The 26,223-nt window shown below is 63.9% G+C and carries 23 protein-coding genes and 2 tRNA genes; 7 read left to right on the top strand and 18 right to left on the bottom strand.

The features are described 5' to 3' along the window. Positions 1-17 precede the first annotated feature (17 nt). From fldA to PG898_RS04685, 4 genes are read right to left on the bottom strand one after another with little or no spacing between them, the layout of a single operon-like run. A complete protein-coding gene (fldA, locus tag PG898_RS04700; RefSeq protein ID WP_005325673.1) occupies positions 18-542 on the bottom strand; it encodes a flavodoxin FldA in 525 nt (174 codons plus the stop codon). 38 nt (positions 543-580) lie between these two features. After that, positions 581-877: a LexA regulated protein gene (gene ybfE / locus PG898_RS04695; protein ID WP_005325670.1), complete on the bottom strand. Its 297-nt coding sequence runs from the start codon at positions 875-877 to the stop codon at positions 581-583. 20 nt (positions 878-897) lie between these two features. Continuing rightward, complete coding sequence (locus PG898_RS04690; protein WP_005325663.1) at positions 898-1,119, bottom strand: DUF2788 domain-containing protein; 222 nt, start codon at positions 1,117-1,119, stop codon at positions 898-900. A gap of 55 nt (positions 1,120-1,174) precedes the next feature. Then, the gene (locus PG898_RS04685) at positions 1,175-1,939 is read right to left on the bottom strand and encodes an alpha/beta fold hydrolase (protein WP_171269494.1); all 765 of its coding nucleotides are present in this window, start codon (positions 1,937-1,939) and stop codon (positions 1,175-1,177) included. 289 nt (positions 1,940-2,228) lie between these two features. Here PG898_RS04685 and seqA point away from each other — a divergent pair, with 289 nt between their 5' ends. Together seqA and pgm are read left to right on the top strand one after the other, a co-directional pair. Further along, positions 2,229-2,735, top strand: a complete 507-nt coding sequence (gene seqA, locus PG898_RS04680) for a replication initiation negative regulator SeqA (RefSeq protein ID WP_171269186.1) — start codon at positions 2,229-2,231, stop codon at positions 2,733-2,735. Between the two features lie 52 nt (positions 2,736-2,787). Continuing rightward, positions 2,788-4,437, top strand: coding sequence for a phosphoglucomutase (alpha-D-glucose-1,6-bisphosphate-dependent) (gene pgm, locus PG898_RS04675; RefSeq protein WP_270824359.1), 1,650 nt, complete (start codon positions 2,788-2,790; stop codon positions 4,435-4,437). 84 nt (positions 4,438-4,521) lie between these two features. Here the strand turns inward: pgm and PG898_RS04670 are convergent, their stop codons facing one another. Then, positions 4,522-5,403 carry a DMT family transporter gene (locus PG898_RS04670; RefSeq protein WP_270824360.1) on the bottom strand — a complete coding sequence of 294 codons (882 nt, stop codon included), beginning with the start codon at positions 5,401-5,403 and terminating at the stop codon, positions 4,522-4,524. A 94-nt stretch (positions 5,404-5,497) separates the two neighbouring features. Between PG898_RS04670 and PG898_RS04665 the strand changes: the two genes are divergently transcribed. Continuing rightward, positions 5,498-5,980, top strand: coding sequence for a MarR family winged helix-turn-helix transcriptional regulator (locus tag PG898_RS04665; RefSeq protein WP_005325629.1), 483 nt, complete (start codon positions 5,498-5,500; stop codon positions 5,978-5,980). A gap of 43 nt (positions 5,981-6,023) precedes the next feature. On the opposite strand, the gene mltB is transcribed toward PG898_RS04665, so the two are convergent. From mltB to PG898_RS04615, 10 genes are all read right to left on the bottom strand, one after another. Continuing rightward, positions 6,024-7,109, bottom strand: coding sequence for a lytic murein transglycosylase B (gene mltB, locus PG898_RS04660; RefSeq protein ID WP_270824361.1), 1,086 nt, complete (start codon positions 7,107-7,109; stop codon positions 6,024-6,026). Positions 7,110-7,237: 128 nt separating this feature from the next. Continuing rightward, positions 7,238-7,840: a CDP-alcohol phosphatidyltransferase family protein gene (locus PG898_RS04655; protein WP_270824362.1), complete on the bottom strand. Its 603-nt coding sequence runs from the start codon at positions 7,838-7,840 to the stop codon at positions 7,238-7,240. After that, positions 7,833-8,492, bottom strand: a complete 660-nt coding sequence (locus PG898_RS04650) for an ATP-binding cassette domain-containing protein (protein WP_270824363.1) — start codon at positions 8,490-8,492, stop codon at positions 7,833-7,835. The genes PG898_RS04655 and PG898_RS04650 overlap by 8 nt, the downstream gene beginning before the upstream one ends. A 2-nt stretch (positions 8,493-8,494) precedes the next feature. Continuing rightward, complete coding sequence (locus tag PG898_RS04645) at positions 8,495-10,150, bottom strand: ABC transporter permease (protein WP_270824364.1); 1,656 nt, start codon at positions 10,148-10,150, stop codon at positions 8,495-8,497. A gap of 3 nt (positions 10,151-10,153) precedes the next feature. Further along, positions 10,154-11,320 carry an ABC transporter substrate-binding protein gene (locus PG898_RS04640; protein ID WP_270824365.1) on the bottom strand — a complete coding sequence of 389 codons (1,167 nt, stop codon included), beginning with the start codon at positions 11,318-11,320 and terminating at the stop codon, positions 10,154-10,156. 18 nt (positions 11,321-11,338) lie between these two features. Further along, a complete protein-coding gene (locus tag PG898_RS04635) occupies positions 11,339-13,492 on the bottom strand; it encodes an FAD-dependent oxidoreductase (protein ID WP_270824366.1) in 2,154 nt (717 codons plus the stop codon). Continuing rightward, positions 13,489-14,070: a carboxymuconolactone decarboxylase family protein gene (locus PG898_RS04630; protein ID WP_171269177.1), complete on the bottom strand. Its 582-nt coding sequence runs from the start codon at positions 14,068-14,070 to the stop codon at positions 13,489-13,491. Before PG898_RS04630 ends, PG898_RS04635 begins: the two co-directional genes overlap by 4 nt. A 1-nt stretch (position 14,071) precedes the next feature. After that, on the bottom strand, positions 14,072-14,773 hold the full coding sequence (locus PG898_RS04625; RefSeq protein WP_171269176.1) for a DUF1499 domain-containing protein: 702 nt from the start codon (positions 14,771-14,773) through the stop codon (positions 14,072-14,074). A gap of 178 nt (positions 14,774-14,951) precedes the next feature. Further along, complete coding sequence (locus PG898_RS04620; protein ID WP_043131547.1) at positions 14,952-15,230, bottom strand: peptidylprolyl isomerase; 279 nt, start codon at positions 15,228-15,230, stop codon at positions 14,952-14,954. Between the two features lie 79 nt (positions 15,231-15,309). Further along, positions 15,310-15,684: a hypothetical protein gene (locus PG898_RS04615; protein WP_042650242.1), complete on the bottom strand. Its 375-nt coding sequence runs from the start codon at positions 15,682-15,684 to the stop codon at positions 15,310-15,312. 528 nt (positions 15,685-16,212) lie between these two features. On the opposite strand from PG898_RS04615, the gene tamA reads away from it, so the two are divergent. Together tamA and tamB are read left to right on the top strand one after the other, a co-directional pair. Next, positions 16,213-17,988, top strand: coding sequence for an autotransporter assembly complex protein TamA (gene tamA / locus PG898_RS04610; RefSeq protein WP_408749887.1), 1,776 nt, complete (start codon positions 16,213-16,215; stop codon positions 17,986-17,988). Between the two features lie 76 nt (positions 17,989-18,064). After that, positions 18,065-21,916, top strand: a complete 3,852-nt coding sequence (tamB, locus tag PG898_RS04605) for an autotransporter assembly complex protein TamB (protein ID WP_171269175.1) — start codon at positions 18,065-18,067, stop codon at positions 21,914-21,916. A gap of 121 nt (positions 21,917-22,037) precedes the next feature. Here the strand turns inward: tamB and PG898_RS04600 are convergent. Both PG898_RS04600 and PG898_RS04595 read right to left on the bottom strand, forming a co-directional pair. Then, positions 22,038-22,122: transfer RNA gene (locus tag PG898_RS04600), tRNA-Tyr, on the bottom strand. Between the two features lie 30 nt (positions 22,123-22,152). Beyond that, positions 22,153-22,237: transfer RNA gene (locus PG898_RS04595), tRNA-Tyr, on the bottom strand. Positions 22,238-22,363: 126 nt separating this feature from the next. On the opposite strand from PG898_RS04595, the gene PG898_RS04590 reads away from it, so the two are divergent. Next, positions 22,364-22,873, top strand: a complete 510-nt coding sequence (locus PG898_RS04590; RefSeq protein WP_171269174.1) for a VC2046/SO_2500 family protein — start codon at positions 22,364-22,366, stop codon at positions 22,871-22,873. Between the two features lie 78 nt (positions 22,874-22,951). Here the strand turns inward: PG898_RS04590 and hpf are convergent, their stop codons facing one another. Continuing rightward, on the bottom strand, positions 22,952-23,290 hold the full coding sequence (gene hpf / locus PG898_RS04585; RefSeq protein WP_005325604.1) for a ribosome hibernation-promoting factor, HPF/YfiA family: 339 nt from the start codon (positions 23,288-23,290) through the stop codon (positions 22,952-22,954). Positions 23,291-23,682: 392 nt separating this feature from the next. Here hpf and PG898_RS04580 point away from each other — a divergent pair, with 392 nt between their 5' ends. Continuing rightward, on the top strand, positions 23,683-26,202 hold the full coding sequence (locus PG898_RS04580) for a putative bifunctional diguanylate cyclase/phosphodiesterase (RefSeq protein WP_270824041.1): 2,520 nt from the start codon (positions 23,683-23,685) through the stop codon (positions 26,200-26,202). The last annotated feature ends 21 nt before the right edge of the window (positions 26,203-26,223 follow it).

The raw sequence follows: 26,223 nt of genomic DNA, 5'->3' as shown, positions 1-26,223 counted from the left end.
TTGTCAGAGGAGGGAGATTACTCCAGCTCGCTCAGACACATCTCTTCGTGCAACTGCTTGCACCAGCCCTTGACGCGCTCGGCAGTCAGCTCCGGCTGGCGATCTTCATCGATGCCCAGACCGACGAAGTGCTTGTCATCTACCAGTGCCTTGGAGGCCTCGAACTCGTAGCTCGCGGTTGGCCAGTGGCCGATGATGATGGCACCTTTGGCTTCGACGATGTCACGCAGGGTGCCCATGGCGTCGAGGAAATATTCGGAATAGTCTTCCTGATCGCCGCAGCCGAAGATGGCAACAAGCTTGTTGTTGAAGTCGATCTCTTCGAGCTCGGGGAAGAAGTCATCCCAATCGGCCTGGGCTTCGCCGTAGTACCAAGTCGGGATACCGAACATCAGCAGATCGAAGCTGTCGATGTCGGCCTTGCTGCTCTTGGCAATGTCACGGACTTCAATCAGTTGTTTGCCCAGTTCTTTCTGGATCATCTTGGCGACAGCTTCGGTATTACCGGTATCGCTGCCGAAAAACAGACCTACACTAGCCATAGTGTTTAGTTACCCGTATCTGGTTAATGCTTAACGGTTCAGATTGCGATGCCTGCTGCATGCGCAGACTCAATCTGTTGCTTCAGGATAGATTGGATCAGCTCGGCTCGGCTGACGTTCTGTTGTAGCGCAAGTTGGTTCAGGCGCTCCAGCAATTCGGCCTCCACCTTTAACTCGACCCGTTTCAGGCCGTTCTCCCGATCGCGCTTGAGCTGGTTGCGCTTGTTGATCTTGAGTTGGGTCTCACGGGGGAGTGGATTGGTCTTTGGCCTGCCGGGGCGCTTCTCAGTTGCGAACAGATCCAGTGTTGTTCGATCAGTTTGCTGTTTGGCCATACATCACAGATGAAAAGTAGTTAGCCGATCCCTGAGCCTTCCCAGCCCATTTCGATCAGCCCCTTGGCGACAAAACCCGCGCAACCCAGAAACAGAACCAGCCAGACGATGAGACGACCGAAACGGGGCACGTTGCCGCGTTTGAGAACGTCGTGAATGGCCAGACCAATCAGCAGGAAGATGGCCACGAAGAACAGCTTCAGGCCCAGACTCTCGATCAGATCGATGTGTTCACTCAGCATGGATTGCGCGCACTCCTTATGAAGGGCGCACTATATCACAAAGGATTTGAAACTGTTAACCGCCTGTCGACAGGAAATCCACAACCAGTTTGTTGAACAACGCCGGCTTTTCGGCGTGCAGCCAGTGACCAGTTCCGGCGATGATGCGGGCCTTTGCTGCCGGGAATTGTGCCATCACAGTCTCGGTGTATTGGGGCTGCATATAGTCGGAATCCCCCCCCTTGATGAACAGGGTCTGCCCCTCGAAGCGGGTCTGGTCGTCGGGCCAGCCCATGATGTTGGCGTAGTTGTGCTCAAGGGCCGGCACATTGAAACGCCAGCCCCAGCCCGCCTCGGTTTTGGCGAAGGACTTGAGCAGGAACTGGCGCACCCCGGGGATTTCGATATGTTCAGCCAGGATGGCTTCCGCCTCGCTGCGGCTTTGAGGAAGGCGCTCGAGCGTGGCGTTGAGTCCGGCGAACACATTCTGGTGGCGGGCATGGGGATAGGCCACCGGGGCGATGTCGGCCACCACCAGCCGGTCGACCCGAGCAGGGGCCTGCTTGGCGACCTGCATGGCTACCTTGCCCCCCATGGAGTGACCTACGAGGGCCACCTGCTCAAGCCCGAGCTGATCCAGCAGGGCGATCACATCCGCCCCCTGCTGTGGATAGCTCATCTCGCCGCTGTGAAAGGAGGCACCGTGGTTGCGCAGATCGACGCTGATGACCCTGTACTGCTCGCTGAGGGGACGGGCCAGCAGGCCCAGGTTGTCCAGGCTGCCGAACAGGCCGTGGATCAGCACGACGACCGGGCCTTGTCCTTGATCCTTGAAATTCAATAATGAGTTTTGTTGCAAAATGACACCTTATCGGTCGTGGGCTGTTTCGCCATATTTTTAACACACTGAAAGAAAAGGATTTCATTCCTCAGGGGGGATTATTTTGTGGTTTTTTTTCCAAAAAAACGACCCGGGATCGGCTATCAGTGCGGGGGATCACACACCTGGCCCCGTATTATGCCGTATTCTCAAGGAGATTCATGCACATCTGCCAGCCCCTCCCTTGGGCTGCCGGGTTTGCCTATGTATAATCGCCGCATCCGAATTTCGACGAGTCCAGCGCATCCCTATGAAAACCATCGAGCTTGATGACGATCTCTACTTCTTTATCGCGAGCCAGACCCGGCACATCGGCGAGAGTGCCTCCGATATCCTGCGCCGTCTGCTGGAACAACCCGTCAAGGCGGGGACGACAGTGCCGGTTGCACCTGTGGCCCAGCCTCAACCCCTGGCCGATGCCATGGGACTGGAAGCCCTGCTCGATTCCGACGAGCTGCAAAAAGAAGAGAAGTCCATCAACCGCTTCATGCTGGTGCTCAGCACTCTGTACCGGGACAACCCGGATAGCTTCACTCAGGCGACCGAGATAAAGGGGCGCAAGCGCGTCTATTTTTCCCGGGATCCCGAGGCACTGCGTGCCAGCGGCAGCACCACCAAGCCCAAGCAGGTGCCGGATACCCCGTTCTGGGTCATCACCAACACCAACACCAGCCGCAAGCAGAACATGGTGGCCCAGCTGATGGCCAGCATGGGTTATGACGAGGCTCTGACGGCTCGGGTGTGCGGCGCAGTTTAACGCATCACAGACTCAAGGCCTTGCCAGGCAAGGTCTCACCAAGGAAAACGCCATGGCACAGCATTCCCACGCCGGCAAGCCGGCCCGTATAAGCGATCTGACCAACATTCCCCGTCTGGTCAGCGCCTACTACCTCAACAAGCCGGACATGAGCCGCCCCGAGCAGCGGGTGGCCTTCGGCACCTCTGGCCACCGCGGCAGCGCCCTGCACAACGCCTTCACCGAATCCCATATCCTGGCGGTGACTCAGGCGCTGGTGGAGTATCGCCAGCAGGCCGGCATCACGGGCCCGCTGTTTGTGGGCATGGACACCCACGCCCTCTCTGAGTCGGCGTTCTCCAGCGCGGTGGAAGTGCTGGCGGCCAATGGCGTCGAGACTCGCATCCAGGCTGGTCTGGGCTTCACGCCGACCCCGGTCATCTCCCACGCCATCCTGCGCCACAACGCCGGCAAGCCAGCGGCCCTGGCGGACGGTGTGGTGATCACCCCGTCCCACAACCCGCCGGAAGACGGTGGCTTCAAGTACAACCCCCCTCACGGCGGTCCTGCCGAAGGGGAGATCACCAAGTGGGTGGAAGACCGCGCCAACGCCATTCTGGAAGCCGGTCTGGCCGGCGTGAAGCGGATGCCGTTCGCCGAGGCCCTGGCGAGTGAGTTCGTGGTCGAGCACGACTATGTCACCCCCTATGTGGACGATCTCGAGAACGTGCTGGACCTGGCCGCCATCAAGCAGGCTGGCATCAAGATCGGGGTGGATCCGCTCGGCGGCTCTGGCGTGGCCTACTGGGATGTGATCGCCAAGCGCTACGATCTCGACATCGAGGTGGTGAACTACAAGGTCGATCCGACCTTCTCCTTCATGACCCTGGACAAGGACGGCAAGATCCGGATGGACTGCTCCAGCCCCTTCGCCATGGCGGGCCTGATTGCCCTGAAAGACAAGTTCGACATCGCCCTTGGCAACGACCCTGACTACGACCGTCACGGCATCGTCACCAAGGCGGGTCTGATGAACCCGAACCACTATCTGGCGGTGGCCATCCAGTATCTGTTCACCCACAGAACCGGCTGGCCCAAGACGGCTGCGGTCGGCAAGACGCTGGTCTCCTCTTCCATGATCGATCGGGTCGCCGGCGAGATCGGCCGCACCCTGAAAGAGGTGCCGGTCGGCTTCAAGTGGTTCGTGGATGGCCTCTACAGCGGCGAGTTCGGCTTCGGCGGCGAGGAGAGCGCGGGCGCCTCCTTCCTGCGCAAGGACGGCAGCGTCTGGACCACCGACAAGGATGGCTTCATCCTGGCCTTGCTGGCCGCCGAGATCCTGGCCGTCACCGGCAAGGATCCCCAGGCCCACTACGATGCCCTGGAAGCGAAGTTCGGTCGCTCCAGCTACCGCCGCATCGACGCTCCCGCCAACAGCGCCCAGAAGGCGGTGCTCTCCAAGCTGGATCCGGCGCTGGTGGAAGCCTCGACCCTGGCCGGCGAGCCCATCCTTGCCAAGCTGACCAAGGCTCCCGGCAACGATGCTGCCATCGGCGGCCTGAAAGTGGTGACCGAGAACGGCTGGTTCGCGGCGCGCCCCTCGGGCACCGAGTCCATCTACAAGATCTACATGGAAAGCTTCAAGGGCGAGGCGCACCTGGACCTGATTCAGCAGGAGGCTCAGCAGATCGTCTCCGCGGCCCTGGCCAAGGCCGGCGTCTGAGCCTGAAGCCAGTCACTGAAGCGCATAAAAAGGAGCCATATCGGCTCCTTTTTGCTGTGTGCCTGGCGGGGATCTGGTGCCCGATCAGCCATTTCCCGGCTGGTCTGGGCAAGCCTTGGCAACCTGCCCACCCTTGAAGAGGGGCCGGGTCGGCAGCTTCATCAGGAACAGGGATAGCAGGATCACCGCGATGCCGAGCCACTGGCGGCCGTCCAGGGTCTCTCCCACCAGCAGCACGCCGAAGGAGACAGCCACCATGGGGTTGGTGAGGGCCAGCATGCCCATCACCTCGGGACCGTGGCGCTTGAGCCCCCACAGCCAGGCCCAGTAGGCCAGCGCCGTGTTGAGCAGGACCAGCCAGATGAGCCCGGGGGCACTCGCCGGCTGTGGCAGCGGCATGGGGCCCGCCAGCCACCAGGCGAGCGGGATCAGCATCAGGCCCCCGAGCAGCAGTTGCCAGGCGGTCAGCGCCAGCAGATCGCTCACCGGCCAGCGTTGCATCCAGCGGCTGGACTGGCCGATGAGCAGGGTGGCCAGCAGGGCGCACGCCACCCCGACGGGATCCAGGTTGGCGGAGGGATTGAGCAGCAGGAGCACACCCGCGAGCCCCATCAGGCCCAGCAGCAGCCACTTCAGGCTGGGTCGCTTGCCATCCTGCCACCAGGCGAGCCCCATCAGGATCAGCGGCAGGGTGGCGCCCAGAGTGCCCGCCACCGCCCCCGGCAGGCGATAGGCCGCCACTAACAGCAGGGCAAAGAAGGCGGTGATGTTGCAAAACGCCAGCAGAAACTGCCGGTTCCAGGTGAGGGGTGGCCGGCGGGGATGGAGCAGCAACAGCAGTATACCGGCCGGCAGCGCCCGCCACACGGCCACCCAGTAGGGGGAGTAGTCGGTCAGGTAGAGGCTGACGACGGCATAGGTACTGCCCCAGAGCAGGGGGGCGAGCAGGGCAATCAGCAGTGGCATGGTTGTCTCGCAATAAAGTATCTTTAAGTAAAGATAAATTAGCCGCGAGTTAGTTTATTATCAAGTATCTTTTCGAAAAGATAATGGAGCCGGAATGGATAGTGATCATGTAGACCTGTTGCTGGCCCAGTGGGCGCGGCAGCGACCGGATCTCGACTGCTCCCCCATGGGGGTGCTGGGGCGGGTGGCGCGCATGGCGGCCATCGCCGGGCGCGAGGTGAGTGAAGAGCTCAAGGGGTGCGGCCTGCTGGGCTCGGACTTCGACATACTGGCAACCCTGCGCCGGGCCGGTGAGCCGCTGACCCCGACCGCCCTCTACCAGTCCGCCATGTTGAGCTCGGGGGCCATGACGGCCAGGCTCGACAAGCTGGAGCAGCGTGGCCTGATAAGACGTGAAGCCTCCCCCGATGACAGGCGAAGCCTCTTGGTCTGCCTGACGGAGCCGGGGCGGGAGCTGGTCGATCAGGCGGTGGAGCGCCACGTGGCGAACGAACGACGCCTGCTGGCCCCGCTGACGAACGAGGAGCAGGGGCAACTGGCTGCTCTGCTCAAGCGCTGGCTGCTGGAAAACGAATAGCAAAACGGGCCCGATGGGCCCGTTTTCGTAGGGTGGGGCTGGCTCAGTAGCCGCCTCTGGCATCCCTGACCGCCAGACCCAGCTGCCACACCGCCATGGCGTAGTGGGTGCTGTGGTTGTAGCGGGTGATGGCGTAGAAGTTCGGCAGGCCATACCAGTACTGATAACCGGTGCCCACGTCCAGGCGCAGCAGGCTCGCCTCCTTGTGGTTGCCGAGCGACGATGTGGGGGCCAGCCCTGCCCCGCGCAGGGTGGTGACCGGGTAGCGGGTCTGGAAGCCGTGCTCATAGCCGGGCAGCTGGCCCTGACCGCGTACCGCCACCGGTTGCCCCTTCTCCCAGCCATGGGCCTTGAAGTAGTTGGCCACGCTGCCGATGGCATCCACCGGATCCCACAGATTGGTGTGGCCATTGCCGTTGAAGTCCACCGCATAGCTGCGGAAGCTCGACGGCATGAACTGGCCATAGCCCATGGCACCGGCGTAGGAGCCCTTGGGTTCGGTGGGATCCATGCCCTCATCCCGGGTCATCACCAGGAAGGCCTCCAGCTCGCCGGTGAAGAAGGTCGCCCGGCGCGGATAGTCGAACGCCAGGGTCGCCAGGGCATCCAGGATGCGGGTCTTGCCCATCACCCGGCCCCAGCGGGTCTCCACCCCTATGATGCCGACGATGATCTCGGGGGGCACTCCGTAGATCTGCTGCGCCCGATTGAGCTCGCTCTCGTACTCACGCCAGAAGCTGACGCCGTTTTGCACATTGTCCGGGGTGATGAACTTGGCGCGGTAGCGATTCCAGGCACCGGTCGGCCCTGTGGGGGGCGTGGTGGTGGGCGCCTGGGCGTCCATCAGCCGGATGATCCAGTCGTAGCGTTCGGCCTGGGCCAGCACCCTATGCAGCTCGGCGCCGTTGAAGCCGTGCTTGTCGACCATGCGTTGCACGAACTGATCCACGTTGCTGCGGTTGGCGAAGTCTCCCTTGCTGACCCCCTGCTGATAGAAAGGTTTGCTCGGCGGCGTCTGATTGATGAAGGCGCTCTGGGGCTGCGGCTTGACCACGGGCTTGGGGGCCGGTGTGCTGCTGCAGCCATACAGCAGAGGGAACAGGGAGAGGGTGAGGAGAAGGCGACGCATATGGTTCTCGTGAGCCTGAAAAAGAGTGTCGTCATGGTAAAACATTGGCGTCCATGCGCAAGTGCTCAGTGCAGGGCCTGGGGCCCATATTCATCCGCCGCTGAATTCACCGACAGGCCCCTCTCCTCTCAACGCAGGGTGTGGTAGCCGCTCCAGAGCCGGGTCAGGGTGGTGATGGCGCAGAGCAGGGCAAAGCCGTAGGCGAGCGGGGCGAAGGCGGCGGGCCAGAGGCACATCAGCACGAACAGGGCGATGGTCTCGCTCCCCTCGGTCAGGCCGCCCAGATAGTAGAGGGACTTGTGGTGGTAGACCGGATTCTCGATGCCGCGCTTGCCCGCCATGATGGCAAAGGCGAGAAAGCTCGAGCCCGTGCCCATGAAGGCGAACAGCAGGGTGGCGGCGGGCAGGGCGTTGGCGGGGGCTGCAAGGGCAAAGCCCAGCACCACGGCGGCATAGAAGATGAAGTCGAGGCTGATGTCGAGGAAGCCGCCGCAGTCGGTGATCCCGGTCTGGCGCGCCACGGCCCCATCCAGGCCGTCCAGCAGCCGGTTGAACAGGATGGCGGCGAGGGCCCAGCCGTGCCAGCCCAGTGCCAGCAGCGGCAGCGCCAGCATGCCGACGGCAAAGCCGATGAGGCTTATCTGGTTGGCACTGATCCCGGCCCGGCACAGGGGGGCGGCCAGCAGCTGGAGAGGGCGGCGAATGAGGGGGATCAGGTGGCGGTCAAACAAGGTCGGAGTCCTCTTTGGTCAAGCAGGGAGTGGTGAGTGTCAGGATAGCCCCCGGGGCATCCTCCTCGTCGTGGGTGACCAGCAGGGCGGGTATGCCGAGTGTCTTGAGCCGCTCGAACACCAGGGTTCTGAAGGCCGCGCGTAGCGGCTTGTCCAGCCGGGAGAAGGGCTCGTCCAGCAGCAGGGCCTCTGGCTCTGCCAGCAGGGCCCGCAGCAGGCTGACGCGCGCCTTCTGACCGCCGGAGAGCTGGCCCGGCAGCTTGTCCGCCTGCCCTGCCAGCCCCACCTCTGCCAGCGCCTCGAGGGCGCAGGCCCGTCTCGCCCCCATCCCCCTGAGATGCGCCGGCATGCCGAACATCAGGTTCTCTGCCACCGTCAGATGGGCAAACAGCAGATCGTCCTGAAACAGCATGCCGATGCGCCGCGCCTGGGGCGCCAGGGGGGTGAGCAGCCGCTCGCCGAGCCCTATCTCCCCCGCCAGCCGGATAGGCCCAGGGGGCAGCACCCCCGCCAGAGCCGCCAGCAGGGAGCTCTTGCCGCAGCCGCTCGGGCCCATCAGGGTCAGCACCTCGCCGGGGGCCACCGTCAGGGGGGGCAGTGTCAGCATGGGGTGATCATCCAGGTAGAGGGTGAGCTCGGTGGTATGCAGCATGATCAATGCCTCAGTGCGGGGTTGATACGGCGGGGCAGCCAGAGCACCAGGCCGTAGATGAAGAGTGGCAACAGCAGTTGCAGCAGGCCATAGAGGCCAGCCAGTCGCCGGTTGAGGCCGCTGCCTATGGCCACCGCCTCGGTGGTGATGGTGACCACGCGGCCCGCGCCAAACAGCAGGGTGGGCAGGTATTGGGCCAGGCTCACCGCCGCCCCGACCCCGAAGGAGAACAGCAGCGGCCGCGCCAGCAGCGGCCCCTTCACCTGCCACCAGGCGCGCCAGGGGCTGGCTCCGAGGGAGAGTGCCGCCCGGGTGAGGCGATCGTCGAACTGGCGATAGGGGCCGTGCAGGCAGAGATAGACGTAAGGGAAGACAAACAGCAGCTGGCTCCAGAGCACCCAGCCCGGTCCTATGCCGTCGACGCCGCCAAGCCAGTCGATCTGCAGGCGCAACCCGAACAGCAGGCTGGCCTGGGGCAGCAGCAGCGGCAGGCAGATGAGCCAGAGCGGCCACTGGCTGTGGTGGGGGCGGCGGCCCTGCTGCGCCTCCAGGGCGAGCACCGCCAGCAGCAGCGAGAGGCCGGCGCAGAGCAGGGCCAGCCATAGGCTCTGCCACAGCAGGGGCCCCAGGGTGGGCAGCAACTCCAGCCAGTGGTGGCCGCTCCATTCGCTGGGCCAGAGCGCGGGGAAGGACCAGCGCCGGGCCAGGGACCAGAGCAGCAGGGAGGCCAGCACCAGCAGGTTGATGGCGAGCAGGACCCAGACCCCTGCCCGGGTGAGGCGCTCGGGCCAGGGCGAGGGGAGGCTGCGCCTGCCGTCCAGCCAACGGGCCTTGCCAAGCGTCCCGTGGCTCCACTCCAGCAGCCGCAGGGCGGCGAGCAGCAAGAGGTTGAGCGCCAGCAGCAGCAGGGCGCCGCTGGCGCTGGCCCCGCGCCACTGGAGGTCCGGGTCCTGATACCAGAGCCAGAGCCGCACCGCCAGGGGAGCTGGCGCATCGGGCCCCAGCAGCAGGGCGAGATCCACTACCCCCAGGCCATAGGCCGCCACCGCATAGAGGGGCAGGCGCAGGGCGGGCCAGAGCGCGGGCAGCAGCAGGCGCCACCAGATCTGCGACCCGCTGAAGCCCATGGTTTGCCCAAGCCACTGCTGGCGGCTGACTCGGGCAGGGTCGAGGGCCGAGAGCGCCATCAGCAGCAGAAAGGGGGTCTCTTTCAAGATGAGCGCCAGGATGAGGCCGAGCCCCCAGGGATCTCTCAGGGTCTGCCAGTCGGGCGGCAAGTCAAAGCCGGTGAGGGCGGGGGAGATCAGGCGCAACAACCAGCCGGAGGGGGCGAGCAGGAAGGCCACGCCGATGGCGAAGGCGACGTGGGGCAGGGCCAGCAAGGGGGAGAGCAGGCGGCGCAGCCAGCGCATCCAGGGGCGCCCCTCCCCCCGGGCGAGCAGCAGGGCGGTGAAGAACAGGGCCCCCAGGGTGGAGGCCCCCGCCACCCAGAGGCTCAGGCCCATCGAGTGCCAGAACCCAGGCTGGGCGAGCAGCAGGCTGACATGGCCTTTGGCCAGGCCTTCAAGCAGCAGGAGCAGCAGACCGCCGGCGACAGGCGCGGCCAGCGACAGGGCGCACAGCAGGAGAAAGAGGAGGCGCCAGGGCCGGATGCTCATGGTCTAGTGGCCGTAGCGTTCGGCCCAGGCCGCTTCCAGCCGGGTCTGCCAGCTGGGATGGGGTTCGGCCACCGCCTTGAAGCGCAGGGCCGGCTGACGGTTCCCCGGCAGGGCATCCTGGCGCAGCACGCTGGGGTCCCCCCAGAACGCGGGATCCGCCTTGCGGGCCTGGGCGGTGGGGCTCAGCAGGAAGTTGGCCACCACCTTGGCACCGGCCCGGGCGCTGGCGTTGAAGGGGATGGCGAGGAAGTGGCTGTTGGTCAGGGCCCCCTTGGCCATGGCAACGGCCTTCACCGCAGGGGGCAGGGTGCCGTTTTGCACCGAACTCTGGGCCTCGCCCGGGTTGAAGCTGATGGCCATGGCCAGCTCGCCGTCATCGAGCAACTGTTTGGTCTCGGCGGCGCTGGTGGGGAACAGCTTGCCCTTGCGCCAGAGCACGGGGTGCAGCTGATCGAGCCAGCCCCAGAGCGGGGCCGTGAGGCGGGCAAAGTCGGCGTTGCTCGCCTCCCGATAGAGGGGCGCAGGATCGGCGGTCAGCTCCAGCAAGATCTGCTTGAGGAAGCTCGAGCCATGAAACTGGGGCGGCTTGGGGTAGGTGAAGCGGCCAGGGTTGGCCCTGGCCCAGGCGAGCAGCTCGGCCGCCGAGGTGGGCGGGGTGGCCACCTCGTCCCCATTGACCATCAGGTTGAGCTGGCCTATGCCCCAGGGGGCCTCTAGCCCGGCGACCGGCAGGGTGAAGTCCTGGTGCACCGGCAGCTTGGTGTCCACCAGTGCCATGTTCGGCAGATCCTGGGTGAAAGGGGCCCCCAGCAGCCCCTGCTCCTTGAGCGCCTTGAAGTTCTCGCCGTTGACCCAGAGCAGGTCGATGGGGCCGTCCGACGTCTTGCCCGCCTGCTTGCTGGCCAGCAGCTGGCTGACGCTCTGGGCTATGTCATCTACCTTCACCTGCACCAGGGTGACCCCGTATTGGCGCTCAATCTCCTGACTCGCCCATACCAGGTAGGCGTTGATCTCCGGGCTGCCGCCCCAGGCGTTGAAGTAGACGTGCTGGCCCTTCGCCTCGGCGAGGGTCTGTTGCCAGGTCGTCTCGGCGGCGTGGAGCTGGGTCGTCAGCAGCAGGGCGGTGGTGAGCAGGGGGCGGAGCAGGGCGCGAACTCGGGTCTTGAACATGGTGAGGGTCTCGTGGGCTCAGGCGCCGCGGCGCCAACTGTGATAACGGGCCAGCAGGGTCAACAGGCGGGTGGGCTGGTGGGCCCGCTTCCACTCACCCGCCACGTATTTGTTCCCCTCCATCAGGGTGGGATAGGCGTGGATGGTGCCCAGGATCTTGCCAAGCCCCAGGTGGTGGCGCATGGCGAGCACAAATTCGGCGATCCGCTCGCCGGCGTGAGCGCCCACTATGGTGGCGCCAAGGATTTTATCCTTGCCCGGCACCGTCAGCACCTCGACAAAGCCGTGGCGCTCCCCGTCGGCGATGGCGCGATCCAGCTCGGCCAGATTGAAGCGGGTCGCCTCGAAGGGAATGCCTTGGGTCTCGGCCTCCTTGCGGTTGAGGCCGACCCGGGCAATCTCGGGGCTGGTGTAGGTGGCCGCCGGGATCACCCTGTAGTCAGCCTTGAAGCGCCTGAACTGGCCAAAGAGGGCGTTGACGGCGGCATACCAGGCCTGATGGGCGGCGAAGTGGGTGAACTGGTAAGGGCCAGCGACGTCTCCCACCGCCAGTATGCTGGGGTAGTTGGTGGCGAGGAAGCCATCGACTGCTATGGTGCCACGGGGGGCCAGCTCCACCCCCAGCTCTTCGAGCCCGAAGCCGCTCACGTTGGCGACCCGGCCCAGGGCAAGCAGCAGCTGATCCCCCTCAACCAGGTGCGTTTCCTCCCCCCGGCGCAGTTGCAGCCGGATAGGCAGCGTGCCCTCGGCCGCGGGCTCGTAGTCGGCGCGCTCAGCCCGCCAGCCGGTGAGTAGCCGCACGCCGTCGCGGGTCATCTGTTCGGCCAGCGCCTCGGCGACCTCCCGCTCTTCCCGGGGCAGCAGCTGATCGGCGAGCTCCACCAGGGTGACGGGAATGCCGAGCAGGGCAAGGCTCTGAGCCAGCTCGCAGCCGATGGGGCCGCCACCGAGCACCAGCAGGTGGCGGGGCGGTTCGCGTAGCTGCCAGAGGCTGTCCGAGGTGAGGTAGGGCACCTGCTCGAGACCCGGCAGCTTGGGCACCAGAGGCCTGGCCCCGGTGGCGATGACGATGTGGCGGCTGCTCAGGCGTCTGCCGTCCACCTCCAGCTCCCAGGGGGAGACGAGGCGGGCCCGGCCCTGGATGCACTCCACCCCCAGCCCCTGATAGCGTTCAACCGAGTCGTGGGGCTCGACCTCCTTGACCACCTCGGCCACCCGTGCCATCACGGCGGCAAAATCGGCCTGTGATTGACTGGGGCTGAAGCCAAGCTCGTCTGCCTTGCGCTGTTCAAAGGCGAAGCGGGCGCTTCGGATCAGCGCCTTGGAGGGAACGCAGCCGGTGTTGAGGCAATCCCCCCCCATTTTGTGCTGCTCGATCAACGCCACCCTGGCCTTGACCGCGGCGGCTATGTAGCTGGTGACCAGACCCCCGGCACCGGCGCCCACCACCAGCAGGTTGTAGTCGAAGCGAGCCGGTTTGCGATAGGGGGCGTGCAACCGGCGCAGGGCGAGCCTGCGTTGCAACCAGCGCATCAGCCAGGGCATCAGGCCGAGCAGGGTCAGGGCCGCCACCAGACCGGGGGAGAGGATCTTGCCCGTGCTGGTGAGGGTGGCGAGTTCGCTGCCCGCCAGCACATAGACGAAGGTACCCGGCAGCATGCCGAGCTGGCTGACCCAGTAGTAGGTACTGACTCTGATGGGGGTGAGCCCCATCAGCAGGTTGACCAGAAAGAAGGGGAAGAGGGGGATGAGGCGCAGGCTCAGCAGATAGAAGGCCCCATCCTTCGCCATGCCGGCCTCAAAGGTGGCCAGTTTGTCCCCGAAGCGTCGGCTCACCCAGTCGCGCAACAGGAAGCGGGCGCTGAGAAAGGCCAGAGTGGCCCCCAGGGTGCTGGCAAAGGAGACCAGCAGCAGCCCCCAGCCGACGCCGAACAGGGCGCTGCCCCCCAGGGTCAGCAGGGCGGCGCCGGGCAGGGAGAGGGCGGTAGTGATGACGTAGAGGAGCGTGAACAGCAGGGCCGCTTGGCCGAAGTGCGCCTGCACCCAGGCTGAGGCTTGCACCTGGTGGGCCTGCAACCGGGAGAGGCTGAGGTAGGCATCGAGATCGAAGGCGAAGAAGGCGCCGACCAGACTTCCCATCACCAGCAACAGCAGCAGGCGGCCCCGGCTCATTGGCCCTCCCTGTCGGAGGGCGCCGGGCGCTCGGGCTGCACCGGCAACTGGCAGAAGCCTTGGGGGGCGATGTCGAGGGCGGCATTGAACTTGGCCGACATGTTCTGGAAGGCGATGAGGCCGGTCAGCTCCACCAGGGCATCATCATCGAACCAGGGCTTGAGCCGCGCGACCTGCTCGTCGCTCACCCCGTCCAGCCCCGTCATGGCCTCGGTGTAGTCGAGCACCGCCCGCTCGCGCTCATCGAACAGGGGGCTTTGGCGCCAGTTGGCCAGCGCCTCCACCTTGTCGCTGGAGCCGGCGCGCTTGATGAGGGTCATGGCGTTGATGTCGACGCAGAAGCGGCACCAGTTGAGCTGGGAGACCCGCACCGTTACCAGGGAGCGCAGCACGGGATCTATGGGGGAGCGCTTGCGGTTGATGACGCCGTAGAGAGTGGCGACGGCGGCAAACAGGCGCGGCGAGCGGCCCCAGCACTTGCCCGGGATCAGCACCTGACCGTAGTTGCGCTGCTGCAGCCAGAAAAAGGGGCGGATAAACCAGGCATATTCCCGATCAGGCTTGACCTCAACGCGCATGTTATTCCTCTTGTTCCATTTTCTGCATCTTGGGTTTGTAGGCGCCCCCCAGCCGCTCGTTGAGCCGGATCAGGAAGTTCTGGATCCGTGCCCGGTTGATCCCCAGATCGCTGCGCCCCTGACGGGAGGCGGATCGCATGTCGACCCGGGTTTCTTTCGGCCCGGCGAAGACCCGTAGCGCCACGTCATCCTCAAAGCCGAACCAGCCGGTGGTGACCACGGCATCGAGGCCGTCCGGGCTAGGACGCACCCGCCAGCCGAGCTCCGTCATCAGCTCGTCTGCTTCGGCGAGCACCTCGGCCGGGGAGGCGTGGGTATAGAGAGGACCGGGGTTGCCGGGAAAAACTTGCAAGGGGGGGGCATTGACGGGGAGATCCTGTGTCGTTCTCAGCTGCTCGGCCCACAGCAGACGGGGCGGATGATGGGGATCCGTGCTGACGTCGTTGGTGAGCGGCGAGCGCAGCGCTTGAACGACAAACAGCAGGGGCAGCAGCAGGGGGGCTATGCCCCAGGCATCGGCCCACAGACAGGGGGAGCTGCGGTAGCGCCAGGGCAGGCGCAGCAGGAGCCAGAGGCTTATCAGGGCGCTCGCGAGGCAGAGGGCGAAACCGAGCCACCAGGGCCAGAGATGCGCCCGGCTGCCGAGGGCGCCCCCCAGGGGCAGCAACCAGGCCAGCAGGGGCCACCACAAATAGCTGTGCATATGCAGGATCCACTGGTTATGATGGAGCAATGCCCAGAAGGATAAACTTAATTGTCTGATAACGTTAGTAAATTATCTTTATCTTGGCGCTTTTTGCCGCCCTGGGCCGCAGGCGCTGCAGGGCGGCGGCCAGGGCCAGGTCGAGCCCTTGTCAGGGCAGGGGGCGCGGGGAGGGCCCTCAGTTGCGGTAGAGCACCTTGATGAGGTGGAAGCCGAACTTGGTGCGCACCGGCCCCAGCACGGTCAGGAGTTCCCCCTTGAAGACGGCATCGTCAAAGGCCTTGACCATGTCCCCCTTGGCGAACTCCCCCAGATCGCCGCTGCGCTTGGCGGAGGCGCAGGTGGAGAAGCGCTTGGCCATCTGGCCGAAGTCGGCCCCTTTGGCGAGTTTTTCCTTGATCTCGAGACACTCTTTTTCGGTCTTGACCAGGATGTGCTGGGCACAGGCTTTTTTCATCGGAACGCTCCTCGGCGAGGGTAAAGGGGGCGCAAGGGTACTCCAATTCGGTGCGCGCGTCAGCCCCGCCGGCGGCACATCAGCCGCGGGGATGGGTCGCCAGACGTGACCTGGGGCGAGACTGCCAGAGGATCTCCAGCCCCAGCAGGGCGTAGAGGCTCCAGATGGCCAGGGGATTGAGCCAGTCGCCGCCGAGCTGCAGGGTGAGCAGGGCGCCACCGACCAGCAGCAGGACTATCCCGGGCAGGCGCCAGTGGGCCGGCAGCGGTGCCAGCATGGCCAGCCCCAGCAGCAGGGCGAGCCCGAAGGGCAGGTTGAGGGCGGTGAAGGCCAGGGCCTGCTGGCCGTTCATGCCGGTCAACAGGGCCAGCAGGGCACTGCAACAGGCCAGGAAGGTGACGAATTCGAGTCGGTCGGCTATGTAGTCAGCAAGTTGTTCGCTACGTAAGTGCATGGGATCTCTCCTGCGATTGATGACATCAGTGTGGGGCAGGGAAGGTGGCAGTGGCAGCGGGATAAATCGATTGGATTGAACGAAGCTTTAGTGCCACCTATTCAAGTTGTTGATTTAAAATTATTTTCCTGTTCAATAGCAGGACATGGCAATGGGGGCGCCAGACGGTGATGTCAAGCCTGCCAGGGGATCCTGGGTCTCAAGGTCCGGGGCCGTCCGACAGGGGCTGTCGCGTGGCGAGCACAGCCGCGCCGCGGGCGGCGACGGGAATGAACTGCCGACATCGGACTTGGGTGCCGCTTTTTTGTACGACCCTTGCCGGGAGAGTGCACACTTTCCCTCATTGGCGGACTGTTTTCCTGTCAGGCCCAGGTAAAAGCCGGCTCCGGAAGAGGACGCCAGCCCCGGGGGAGAGGGGGATTTCGGGACTGCGGTTATGCTAGGATGAGCCGCGCTCGCCTGGGGTGAGCCCCATAATCATTCTAAATCGAACAGTTTTTTACTTATGTTATTCGGGGAAATTGACGTTTGACAGGATGCCATCCTATTTTGCCTGCCGGGTTCACCTCACCCGGGCGAACCCGTCGCCCAGGGCTCGGCACCTTGCTGCTCGCCCTCTCTCTGTGGCTGCTGGTGACCCCCGCCATGGCGGCCAAGCTGACCTATCAGATCAAGGGCATCAAAGGGGAACAGAAGGATAACGTCGAGGCCTATCTCAATGCTCTGCCTGTCTACCAGGAGCGCCAGTACCGTCCCGCCCGCGCCAAGATCACCGAGAGCGTGCAAAAAGCCCTGCAGGTCTATGGCTACTACCAGCCGAAGATCACCCTCACTCGCGACAAGAAATCCCCCGCCAGGGTAGTGATCGAGATAGCGCGGGGGGAGCCCGTGCTCATCTCGCGCCTCGACATTCTGCTGGAAGGGGAGGCGGGCAGCGACGAGGTCTACAGCGAGCTGCTGGACAAGTTGCCCCTGAAGGAGGGGGATCCCCTCAACCATGGCAAGTATGAGTCCATCAAGGCGGATCTCGGCAGCCTGGGGCTGGCGCGGGGCTATTTTGACGCCAAGATCAGCAAGAGTCAGGTGAAGGTCTTCCCGGATCAGGGCAAGGCCGAGATCTATATCCTGTTCCGCTCAGGTCCTCGCTATCACTTCGGCGAGATCCACTACGATGCGACGCCGGAGGCCCTGCGCCTGATCCGGCCGCTCATCAACATCAAGAGTGGCGATCCCTATCTGGCGATCCGGCTGGCCGAGATGTCCCAGGACGTCTCCTCCACCAAGCTGTTCAAGCAGGTGGACATCAAGCCCATGATCAGCCAGGCCGAGGGCAACTTGGTGCCGGTGCAGGTGACCCTCTCGAACCGGGTCGACCACGAGATCGAAACCGGTATCGGCTATGCCACGGACGTGGGGCCGCGCCTGAGTGCCACCTGGGAGAAGCCCTGGGTCAACCGCTATGGTCACAGCCTCTCCAGCACCGCCAAGATCTCGGCCCCGGAGGCGGAGCTCAGTTTCGACTACCAGATCCCGGTCGGCAACCCGCTGCGAGACTACTACTCCCTGCAGGCCGGCTATCAGTACACCGACAACAACGATACCCGATCCGATCTGGCCACCTTCGGCGTGCACCGCTGGAAGCGGCGGCCGGAGAGCTGGGACAGGGACGTCTTCATCCGGCTGGAGAACGAGCGCTACGTGCAGGGCAACGACGAGGGGAACAGTCTGCTGCTGATCCCCGGGGTCTCCTGGTCGCGGCTGCGGGTGCGCGGTGGCCTGGTGCCGGACTGGGGGGATCGTCAGCAACTGACGACGGAATTCTCCAGCCCTTACTGGGGATCGGACATCAACTTCATGCGGGTGTGGGGACGCAGCAAGTGGTTGCGCACCCTGGGAGAGGATCACCGCTTCCTGATGCGGGTCGAGCAGGGGGCCATCATAGGGGATGACTTCTCCCTGGTGCCGCCCTCCCTGCGTTTCTTCACTGGTGGCGATCAGACCATACGTGGCTACGGCTATGAGACCGTCTCGCCGAAGGACGAGGATGGCAAGCTCACCGGCGGGCGTTACACCAGTGTGGGCAGCCTGGAGTACAACTACCGCTTCAGCGACAAGTGGCTCGGGGCCCTGTTCGTGGATGGCGGCACGGCCACCGTCGACTACAGCGAGGCCTGGAAGATAGGCACCGGGGTGGGGGTGCGCTGGGTGACGCCCATCGGTCAGGTCAGGCTGGATCTGGCGGTGGCCATCTCCGAGGAGGACAAGCCGTTGCGGCTGCATTTCGCGCTGGGGCCCGAATTATGATCCGGTTTGAACCCACTCATCCTCGTTTTTATTTCTCCTGGCCGCTGCGGCTGCCTCTTTCGCGGGGGTCTGCGCTGTGATCTGGGTAAAGCGTATTTTCTTGTGGCTCATGGGGCTCGTCTTCCTGCTGCTCATCGGTGTCAGCCTGCTGGGCTTCACCCATCAGGGCAACAAGTGGCTGTGGCAGCAGGCCAAAGGGGCGCTGCCTTCCCTCAAGGGGGAGCTGGTGGCGGGGCAACTCGGCTATGGCTGGACCCTGGAAGGGGTCGGCTGGCAGGACGAGCTGGTGGACGTCACGGTGGAGCGGGCCGTGCTGGACTGGGATCTCGGCAAGCTGCTGCAGGGCAAGCTCTGGATCAAGTCCCTGACGGTCACCCGCCCGGTGGTGAAGGTCGCCGAGTCTGAGCCTGTGCCGGAAGAACCCACCGAGCCCTTCGTCTGGCGCCCGTTGCCACTGCGCATCCAGGTGGACAGCCTCAAGGTGACGGATTTGGACCTGGCCGTACCCGGTGTTGGGGTGACCCTCAAGGATCTGGAGATAGGCGCCACCCTGGATCGCAAGGGGCTCATCGTGCGCGGCCCCGTGCTCGATGATCTCGACATAGTGCTGGCAGAGGCCCCCAAGGAGGCTGCCGCCAGCAAAACGCCTGCCGACAAAGGGAAGAAACCCGCCAAGCCGGTGCAGAACAAGGCTGCCGCTGACAAGCAGGACAAACCGAACAAGCAGGAGAAGGACCCCTCCCTGACGGCGGGCAAGCCGTCCGAGGAGAGCCAGGCTGACAAGAGCGGCAAGGAGAAGGCCGCGAGCAAGCCCGAGCCCATCCTGCTGCCCGAGATCCGCCTGCCATTCCCCATCCAGCTGGAAGGGCTCGCGGCGACCCGGGTTCGCTATCAGCAAGGGGAGCTGGTAGAGGGACTCGACACCCTGCAACTGTCGGCTCGTGCTCAGGATGATCGTATCGACGTGCGCGAGCTCTCCTTGCGCCACGCCATGGCGGATCTGGTGCTCAAGGGCCATGTCACCCTGACCTCGGATTATCCCCTCGCCCTGACCCTGGATGCCAAGGCCCGCAAGGGATTGCTGGAGAACCAGCTCAAGGGGGAGCAGGCGAACTTGATCCTGGAGGGCTCCGTGGGCAAGCTGGGGTTGGCGCTCAAGGCCAAGGGACCGGTCACCGCCAATCTCAAGGGGACGCTGGCGACGCTGGATCCCGACTTGCCCTTCGATCTGGCACTGGACTGGAAGAGCCTTGCATGGCCCCTTCACAAGCCCGTCAAGGATGAGCCCAGCTACCGGCTGGACAAGGGCACCCTGAGCGCCAAGGGCACGCTCTCGGGCTATCAGTTTGCGCTCAAGACCGCCGGCAAGGGGACGGACGTGCCCCCCTTCAAGGTGGCGCTCTCGGGCAAGGGGGATCTCGGCCAGCTGAGCCGGGTCGAACTGCTGCTCAATGCCCTGAAGGGGGAGCTCAAGCTCGATGGCAAGCTCGGATGGCGCAAGGGCGTCCAGTGGCAGGGCACCACCGAGTTCAAGGGGATCAACCCGGCCGAGCTGGTGCCCGAGATCAAGGGGACGCTGGCGGGCAAGATAGCCAGCCGCTTCGAGCTGGACGAGGCGGGCCACTGGCAGCTGGCGCTGCCGGAGCTCAAGGTCGACGGCAAGCTCAACCAGTATCCCCTGGCGCTCAAGGGATCTCTCAGCGGCAACGACAAGATGGAGTGGACCATCCCGGCCCTGGCGCTGCAAAGCGGCCCCAACCAGTTGCAGGCCAAGGGGTCGCTCACCGCCCAGGCCTGGAAGCTGGATGCCCAGGTAGATGCCCCCAAGCTCGGCGGCATCTACCCCGGTCTCGGCGGTGATCTCAAGGGACAGGTGCGTGTCACCGGCAACCAGCAGGCACCGAGGGTGAATGTGGATCTGGCCTCGAGCCGCCTCGCCTATGCGGGAACCGTGTTCAAGAAGACGGCCATCAAGGGCAATGCTCTGGTGGGGGACAAACCGGCCGGCGAGCTGGCCCTGACGGTGGCCAGCCTGGTGCAGGGGACGACCACGCTCTCCCAGATAGCCCTGAACCTGAGTGGCGATCTCGACCGCCACGGACTCACCTTGACCATGAAGGGGGATCCGGTGGCGGCGGATCTGAGCCTGAATGGCAGCCTGCGCGGGGATCGCTGGCGTGGCGCCCTCTCCGAGCTCAAGCTGAAGACCCCCCTCAAGCGCTGGACCCTGTCCGTCCCCTGGTCCCTGGATCTGGACTTGGCCAGGCAGCAGCTGACCATGGGGGATCTCTGCCTGGGCTCCCAGAAGGCCAGCCTCTGTGTCAAGGGCAGCCAGATCTCCGCCGCCCAGGGGAGCCTGGAGTTTGCCCTGAGCGAGTTCGACCTCAAGCGGCTGCGTCCCTGGTTGCCGGACAACTTCCGCTGGCTGGCGGTGCTCTCGGCCGACGGGCGCGCCAGCTGGCGCGGCAATCAGCCGACCCTGCACGCCACAGTGCGCACCACGCCGGGAACTTTCGTGGCCGACGAGCTCAAGACCGAGTATCAACGTCTGGAGCTGGGGTTGGACTTCGAGCGCCAGCAGGCCGCCATCCGGGTCGATTTCGCCTCCAGACAGATAGGCAATATCGACACCGACCTGCTGATCCGCGAACCTGCTGGCCGTGGCCAATTGTCGGGTCAGCTCAAGTTTGACGATCTCAAGCTGACGACCTTTGCTCCCCTCATCCCCGAGGTGCGCTCCCTGCAGGGGATCATCTCGGCCGATGCCCGCTTCGATGGCACCCTGGCCGCGCCCCTGCTGTACGGTGAGCTGAACCTGCTGGAGGGGGAGGTGCAGACCCATTCCGACATGGTGACCCTCTCCAGGCTGGTGACCCGCCTCAAGATAGACGGCAACCGGGCCGAACTCGACGGCTCCATGCTGGTGGGCAAGGGGCCGCTCACGCTGGGGGGCTGGCTGAGCTGGGCCAGGCTGCCGGTGACCGGCAGCCTCACCATCAAGGGCAAGGATCTGGAAGCCCAATACCCGGGCATGGGCCGGGTCAGGGTGACGCCGGACATCGCCATCTCCCTGGGAGAAGAGACCAGGGTCAGTGGTCAGGTGGACATCCCCTGGTCGCGTATCCTGGTCAAGACACTGCCGGAGAGTGCGGTCGCGGTCTCAGATGACGTGACCGTCATCTATGACGATCTGCCGCCGGTGCCCAAGACGGCGCCCCTGCCGATGGAGATCAAGCTCGCCATCCGCCTCGGTGACGATGTCCGGCTGGAGGCCATGGGGCTCAAGACCAAGGTGACGGGAGCGCTCGGCATTCGCCAGGATCCCTCCAAGCCGCTGGCGGGCAATGGTCAGCTGGAACTCAAGGATGGGCGCTTCAAGGCCTATGGTCAGAACCTCATCATCAAGGAGGGGCGGATCCTTTTCTCCGGCCCCATCGATCAGCCCTATCTCAACATCGAGGCCTACCGGGATCCCGATACCATAGAGGATAATGTGACCGTCGGGGTTCGGGTGACTGGGCCGGCGGCCAAGCCGAAGATCACCGTTTATTCCGAGCCGCAGATGGCGCAGTCCGAGCAGCTCTCCTACCTGCTGCGCGGCAAGGGGTTGCAGACCAGTGGTGAGGATGGCGGCTTCAACGGCCTGCTGGTGGCAGGGGCGGTGAGCCAGGCGAGTGGCGTGGTCTCCAGTATCGGGGAGTCCCTTGGCATGAGCGATGTGGCACTCGACACCGCAGGGAGCGGTGACGATACCCAGGTGACCCTGTCTGCCTACCTGTTGCCCGGCTTGCAGTTCCAGTACGGCGTCGGAGTGTTCAGCCCCATCGCCGAGTTCAAGCTGCGCTACGAGCTGATGCCCAGGCTCTATCTGCAGGCCATGAGCGGGGTGGCCCAGGCGGTAGACATCTTCTATCGCTTCACCCTGTGAAGGCATGAGCACAACAACGGGAGGCCAAGGCCTCCCGTTTTTCATGGTGCTGTCTGGCAGGGCGGGATTGAGATGGCCCGGAAAAGCAAAAACCCGGCGCGAGGCCGGGTCTTCAGAAAAATGGTGGAGGGAGAAGGATTCGAACCTTCGAAGGCAGAGCCGTCAGATTTACAGTCTGATCCCTTTGGCCGCTCGGGAACCCCTCCACGGGGTATGACCTGATTGTTGCACTTGAATGGTGGAGGGAGAAGGATTCGAACCTTCGAAGGCAGAGCCGTCAGATTTACAGTCTGATCCCTTTGGCCGCTCGGGAACCCCTCCCCAAGTGCGAGGCGCATACTAACAGATCTGTCGCGCTTGTGAACCCCTTGGCAGGGATTTTTAATGCTTAAAGGATTGGGTTCACGGCCGATAAGCAATGAAACCTTCATTTCCAAGATTTATCTCATGCTGCCCAGTGCGATTCGTGATCGATTGCTCGTCGATGAAGCCCAGTTGGGCCAGCGGCTCAACCAGGATCTCCGCCAGGGAGACAGGGCCGACTTCCGGCTGCACCTGGCGCTACTGACCGACGCGGTCGAGGAGCAACCCTGGTTTGGGGGCGCGCCGGCAGCGCCGCAGCAAGAGCAGGTATGGCGTACCCATTTCGGCCTGATGCCCCAGGCCGCCTTGCAGGGAGATCTGCAGGAGTCAGACGCCGGTGCGCTCAACGAGCGTCTGCAGCAGGGGGGTTGCATGGCCGATGTGCGGCTCTGGTTGGCGCTGCGATCCCCTCCGCTGGTCAACCGGACACCGGCGCTGGATCCCGCGGTGTATGACAATCTCTCGGCGCTTGGGCGGGAACGCTGGCAAGGCAAGCTGGCTTCCCAGCCAAGAGACGAGGATCCCTTGCTCATGCTGCCGTTGCTGGATGATCTGACGCGCGGAGTGGATGCGCGTTTGCGTTGGCTGGCTTGATGCCAGAGGCACAGGAACAAGATGCAAAAAGGCGGGATGACCCGCCTTTTTGCATTAATGAAGAGATAACAGTCTGGATCAGGCGTCGGCTTCGTCCACCTCGGGAACATCCTTGCCTACGACCGCCGCGCGGCGAGCGAGGGGTTTTTCAATGTGGCGATTGAGCTGGCGCTCCAGCTTCTGGCCCAGATCCGTGATGGCGGCATACAGATCCTCGTGCTCTGCCTGCGCAAACAACTTGCCGTTGGGAATGCCGGCGGTGGCCTCGACGATATACATCAAACGCTCTTTGGAGATGATCACATGGGGTGTGATAAGAGGCACCTGAAGACGCTCGAGCTTTTCAAAACGGGATTCAATGCGCTCGCGGATGGCTGGGGTAATGTCGATGATTTTACTGGTCATTTCGATTTTCATACTTGGCCCCCTTCGGGTCGTCTTGCTTGTGTCTTCACCCTCAGATTACCCATGTGGTCGGATGAAAATGTGACATAAATCACAAAACATCCCCTTGGTGATCCGGCAATCCCTAAATTGTGAGCTTTTCCCGTTTCATGCCAAAAACCGCTTGAGCTCAACGAAACGGGCAGGCAGTATGCGCGAATAGGATCGTTTCTGTCCCCCCCTTGGCAGCGCCTTGTGTCGACCCGATGTCTGGTTTTCACCGCTCAGTCTCGCATTTTCTCTACCCACATCGTTTATCGCATCGCAAAAGGATTGCCATGCGCCGATGGTGGTATGCGCACAAACGGATATGCTTTTCTGCATGTGTCGGGGTGGATAACGTGGTTGTAGTGTTGGAGTCGTAAATGAAGCAACAAGCCACCCAGATGATGTGGTTTTATGATCGGCAGCATGAGCAGTGGAGCCTGTCTGATCATCTCTCTTGCCAGCCCTGGCAGGAGGAAGGGGCTCATCCCTGGGCCCGCCAACTGGCAAAAGAAGATGAAGCCGGTTTCGCCGATTTTCTCGCAAGACTCCACCATTCGGGTCAACCCGGTCAGTTCATCGGCCACCTCTGCGATGAGGCTGGCACTGTGCATCATGTGCTCTGGTACGGCCAGTATGTGCCGGCCCAGCAGCTCTGCTGCGGCTGGCTGGCACCGCTGGAGATGTCCCACAATGCCGTGAGCTGCGCCGAGCCGTCAGCCGGTATCACTCCGCCACTTCCTCTGCTGCAGGCGCCCTTGCTGGCTCAGCTGGCGCAGGCACTCTCCGCGAGGACTGGCCTCGATTTCTGCCATACCCTGGTCAACGAGCTCGCCCATATTCTGGGGGCCAACGCGGTCTGGCTGACGGAACGAGTGGGCCTTGACCGGCTCAGGGTGCTGGCGAGCCACGGCATCGACTTCAAGGAGTATGCCCTGGCTGACATGCCCTGCCAGCAGCTCTACCGGCAGGGCGTCACCAGTGCGACCCCCGTGAGTGAACCTCTTATCGGCTGCACCTGCCTGCCCCCGGGCCAGCACTACTACGCCCAGCCACTGCTGGATCGCAGTGGCCAGATCCTGGGCCATCTCGCCCTGCTGTTTCCGAACCAGACCCAGACCGCCGATCTGGGATCCGTGCTGACCATCTTCTCGGTGCGCATGGTGGCCGAGCTGGAGCGCCTGCAGAGCGACGCCCTGATGCGGCTTTCTGCCGTGGCGTTCGAAACCCATGAAGGCATCATCATCACGGATCCCGACTTCAAGATCCTGCGGGTCAATTACGCCTTCAGCCAGATCACCGGCTTCGACAGCCAGGGAGTGATAGGCCTGCACCTTGTCAACGACCTCTGGTCCGGTCTCGGGGGGCTAGGCTATGAGCTCAATGCTCTGGATCGCTGGCAGGGGGAGACCCTGCGTCTGCACGCCGACGGCCATGTCTATCCCCAGTGGGAAATCGTCACGCCGGTCCAGGATGACAAGGGGGGCATCAGCCACTATGTCATCTTCTTCGAAGACATCTCCGAGCGTAAGGCGGCGGAGCGCCGCATCCAGGATCTCGCCTATTACGACGAGCTGACCGGTTTGCCCAATCGCCGTCAGCTCCATGAGACCCTGGCCCAGGCGTTTGCGGAGGCGAGCCGCGAGCACCTGATCGGTGCTCTGCTGTTCATCGATCTCGATCACTTCAAGACCATCAACGACTCCCTGGGTCATGCCACTGGCGACTGGTTGCTCAAGGAGGTGGCGAGCCGCCTCAAGCGGTTGGTGCGACAGGGGGATTGTCTGGCCCGACTCGGTGGTGACGAGTTCGTGTTGCTGCTGCCCGGCCTCTCCATCAGCCCGCCCCAGGCCGAGATGCAGGCCGACCTCATCGCGGAGCGGCTCATCGGGGAGATAGCCGCCCCTTACAGTCACGGCGGCCAGGTGCTGCACATCGGAGCCAGCGTCGGTATCACCCTGTTCCCTGGCCGGGAGCAGGAAGCCGGGGACCTGCTCAAGCAGGCCGATACCGCCATGTATCAGGCCAAGTCGGCGGGCCGCAAGACGCGGCGTTTCTTCGATGCCTCCATGCAGTTGCAGGCTGATCGGCGCCTGCTCATTCACAACGAACTGCGCAGTGCCCTCAACAATCAGGAGCTGACCCTCCACTATCAACCCCAGCACATGGTCGAAGGGGGTGACATCATCGGGGTGGAGGCGCTGATCCGCTGGCAGCCGCCGGGGCGGGCCCTGGTCTCTCCTGCGGAGTTCATCCCCATCGCAGAGGAGACGGATCTCATCGTCGACATCGGCAATTGGGTGTTGCATGAGGCCTGTACCCAATATGTCTCCTGGGAGGAGAACGGGATCCACGTGCCCCAGCTGTCGGTCAACGTCAGTGCCAAGCAGTTCCATGCCCACGATTTCGTCGATCGCATTCACGATGTGCTGGCCGCCACCGGCATGGACCCCTCCTGTCTGAACCTGGAGATCACCGAGTCCGTGGTGCTCGGCCATGCGGAGGACACCATCAGCAAGATGGCCGAGCTCAAGACCCTTGGCATCAGCTTCGCCATCGACGATTTCGGTGCGGGCTACTCCTCCCTGAGCTACCTCAAACGGCTGCCCGCCGATGAACTCAAGATCGACCGATCCTTCATCCAGGACATCCCCAAGGATGGTGACAACATGGCCATCGTCGAGGCGGTGATCGCCATGGCCCGCCACATGGGATTCAACGTGACGGCCGAGGGGGTCGAGTCCCGCCAGCAGCTGGAATTCCTGCAGGCGCAGGGCTGCCATTTCTTCCAGGGCTATCTCGCCTCCAAGCCGCTGCCCGTGCCCTATCTGGAGTGCTACATCAGCCGCCTGACCCGCCATGATCGCGCCGCTCCTGCCGACAAAAATAGTGTGGCGTAGCGCCCATATTTAACGGGTAGA

Source organism: Aeromonas sp. QDB31 (assembly GCF_027707605.1).
In the GTDB taxonomy this organism is placed as follows: domain Bacteria; phylum Pseudomonadota; class Gammaproteobacteria; order Enterobacterales; family Aeromonadaceae; genus Aeromonas; species Aeromonas media.
The sequence above is the reverse complement of the archived record's forward strand: the minus strand, read 5'-3'. Positions and strand labels throughout refer to the sequence as shown.

Coding starts and splice junctions, on each gene's coding strand:
- fldA (WP_005325673.1), bottom strand. CDS start 542: ATGGCTAGTGTAGGTCTGTTTTTCGGCAGCGATACCGGTAATACCGAA.
- ybfE (WP_005325670.1), bottom strand. CDS start 877: ATGGCCAAACAGCAAACTGATCGAACAACACTGGATCTGTTCGCAACT.
- PG898_RS04690 (WP_005325663.1), bottom strand. CDS start 1,119: ATGCTGAGTGAACACATCGATCTGATCGAGAGTCTGGGCCTGAAGCTG.
- seqA (WP_171269186.1), top strand. CDS start 2,229: ATGAAAACCATCGAGCTTGATGACGATCTCTACTTCTTTATCGCGAGC.
- pgm (WP_270824359.1), top strand. CDS start 2,788: ATGGCACAGCATTCCCACGCCGGCAAGCCGGCCCGTATAAGCGATCTG.
- PG898_RS04670 (WP_270824360.1), bottom strand. CDS start 5,403: ATGCCACTGCTGATTGCCCTGCTCGCCCCCCTGCTCTGGGGCAGTACC.
- PG898_RS04665 (WP_005325629.1), top strand. CDS start 5,498: ATGGATAGTGATCATGTAGACCTGTTGCTGGCCCAGTGGGCGCGGCAG.
- mltB (WP_270824361.1), bottom strand. CDS start 7,109: ATGCGTCGCCTTCTCCTCACCCTCTCCCTGTTCCCTCTGCTGTATGGC.
- PG898_RS04650 (WP_270824363.1), bottom strand. CDS start 8,492: ATGCTGCATACCACCGAGCTCACCCTCTACCTGGATGATCACCCCATG.
- PG898_RS04645 (WP_270824364.1), bottom strand. CDS start 10,150: ATGAGCATCCGGCCCTGGCGCCTCCTCTTTCTCCTGCTGTGCGCCCTG.
- PG898_RS04640 (WP_270824365.1), bottom strand. CDS start 11,320: ATGTTCAAGACCCGAGTTCGCGCCCTGCTCCGCCCCCTGCTCACCACC.
- PG898_RS04635 (WP_270824366.1), bottom strand. CDS start 13,492: ATGAGCCGGGGCCGCCTGCTGCTGTTGCTGGTGATGGGAAGTCTGGTC.
- PG898_RS04630 (WP_171269177.1), bottom strand. CDS start 14,070: ATGCGCGTTGAGGTCAAGCCTGATCGGGAATATGCCTGGTTTATCCGC.
- PG898_RS04625 (WP_171269176.1), bottom strand. CDS start 14,773: ATGCACAGCTATTTGTGGTGGCCCCTGCTGGCCTGGTTGCTGCCCCTG.
- PG898_RS04620 (WP_043131547.1), bottom strand. CDS start 15,230: ATGAAAAAAGCCTGTGCCCAGCACATCCTGGTCAAGACCGAAAAAGAG.
- PG898_RS04615 (WP_042650242.1), bottom strand. CDS start 15,684: ATGCACTTACGTAGCGAACAACTTGCTGACTACATAGCCGACCGACTC.
- PG898_RS04590 (WP_171269174.1), top strand. CDS start 22,364: ATGCTGCCCAGTGCGATTCGTGATCGATTGCTCGTCGATGAAGCCCAG.
- hpf (WP_005325604.1), bottom strand. CDS start 23,290: ATGAAAATCGAAATGACCAGTAAAATCATCGACATTACCCCAGCCATC.
- PG898_RS04580 (WP_270824041.1), top strand. CDS start 23,683: ATGAAGCAACAAGCCACCCAGATGATGTGGTTTTATGATCGGCAGCAT.